2 protein-coding genes and 1 pseudogene are annotated in these 1,768 nt (G+C 69.6%); 1 reads left to right on the top strand and 2 read right to left on the bottom strand.

Going from position 1 to position 1,768, the window contains the following annotated elements; all coding sequences use genetic code 11:
• The coding region (locus AC1D15_RS30320) for an NPCBM/NEW2 domain-containing protein (RefSeq protein WP_477828947.1) at positions 1-682 on the top strand (682 nt) is incomplete at its 5' end.
• Between the two features lie 2 nt (positions 683-684).
• Here AC1D15_RS30320 and xerD read toward each other — a convergent pair.
• Both xerD and AC1D15_RS30310 read right to left on the bottom strand, forming a co-directional pair.
• The gene (xerD, locus tag AC1D15_RS30315) at positions 685-1,593 is read right to left on the bottom strand and encodes a site-specific tyrosine recombinase XerD (protein ID WP_477828946.1); all 909 of its coding nucleotides are present in this window, start codon (positions 1,591-1,593) and stop codon (positions 685-687) included.
• Positions 1,594-1,768: pseudogene (locus AC1D15_RS30310) on the bottom strand (ABC transporter substrate-binding protein); the annotation flags it as partial.

Here is a 1,768-nt window from a genome sequence, read left to right as displayed (position 1 = left end):
CTTCCTGAGCGACCTGGGCGTCGACGGCGAGGCCGGCAACAACGGCTCGGTGGTGTTCCAGGTCTGGCTGGACGGCGTGCTGGCCTACGACAGCGGCGTCACGCGCGGTGGCGAGATCCGCAAGAAGGCGCTGGTCAGCGTGGCCGGCAAGAACACGCTGCGGCTGGTGGTCACCGATGGGGGCGACGGCGTCGGCAACGACCACGCGGACTGGGGCGGCGCGCGCGTGACGGGCTGCGGCACGACGCCGCCGGTCGCGACGATCGGCAACCTGGCGGTGTCCGATGGCGCCAACTCGGCGGCCTGGTCGGTGCAGTCCAACCTGCAGGTCGGCAACACCGTCTATGGCGACCGCACGTTCACCGTGGCCAGCCTGCCGGTCGCGGTGGCCGGCGGCCGCTGGGTGCGCACCGCCAACGCGTCGAAGTCGTACACCGGCACGCCGCTCGCGAGCTTTTCGCTGAGCGCGGCGGCCGATGTCTACCTGGCGTTCGACAACCGCGGCGCGTTGCCGTCGTGGGTCGACAGCAGCTGGGTCGACACCGGGACCGACCTGACGACCTCGGAGGGCGGCACGACCCGCGCGTTCAGCATCTTCAGGAAGCGCCTCAACGCCGGCACGGTGACGCTGGGGCCGCTGAACAACGCGGGCATCAGCATGTACCTGGTGATCGTGAAGTAGCGTCAGCCGCGGGGGTGGTGGGCGGCGTGAAGGGCCTTCAACCGCTCCCGCGCGACGTGCGTGTAGATGGTGGTGGTGGAGATGTCCGCATGCCCCAGCAGCATCTGCACCGCGCGCAGGTCGGCGCCGTGGTTCAGCAGGTGGGTCGCGAACGCGTGGCGCAGCGTGTGCGGCGACAGCGGTGGATGGATGCCGGCCTGCAGTGCGTACTTCTTGACGAGCTGCCAGAACATCTGCCGTGTCATCGGCCCGCCGCGGCCGGTGACGAACAGGGCGTCGCTCGCCTGGCCCTTCAGGATGTCGGCGCGCGCCTCGTCGAGGTAGCGCCGCAGCCACGCATGCGCCTCGTCGCCGAACGGCACGATGCGCTCTTTCGAGCCCTTGCCGGTGACGCGCAGCGCGCCATCCGAGAGCCCGAGGTGCACGGCTTTCAGCGTGACCAGTTCACTCACGCGCAGCCCGCTCGCATACATCAGTTCGAGCATCGTGCGGTCGCGCAGGCCGAGCGGCGTGTCGACATCGGGCGCCTTCAGCAGCGCCTCGACCTGGGCTTCGCTCAGCGTCTTCGGCACGCGCAGCGGCTGGCGCGCGGCCAGCAGCTTCAGCGTCGGGTCGGCGACGACCAGGTGCTCGCGCAGCGCCCAGCGGAAGTAGCGCCTGAAGACCGCCAGGCGCCGGTTCGCGCTGGTGGCCTTGCCGGCGACCTGCGTCACCGCGTAGGCGCGCAGGTCGGTCTCGGTGCTGGCGTTCAGCGCCTTCTTCGGCTCTTTCGCGAGCCACTGCGCGTACAGCGCCAGGTCGCGACGGTAGGCCGCCAGCGAGTTGGCCGCGAGGCCGTCCTCGATCCACAGCGCGTCGATGAAGCGGTCGATCGCGCCGTGGCTTTCCGTCAGTTCAGGCGAGGCGTTCAATCAATCCAGCTTGAGTTTCTGCTGCGCGACGACCTTCTTGTACACCTCGTACTCGGCCGCGATCTGGGCCGCGAACTGCTCCGGCGTGTTCGCCACCAGCAGCGAGCCGGTCTCCTCGATGCGCTTCTTCACCGCCGGGTCTTCCAGCGTCTTCTTCACCGCAGCGCTCACCTTG

The organism is Rhizobacter sp. P2_H2, from assembly GCF_056403375.1.
The sequence above is the reverse complement of the archived record's forward strand: the minus strand, read 5'-3'. Positions and strand labels throughout refer to the sequence as shown.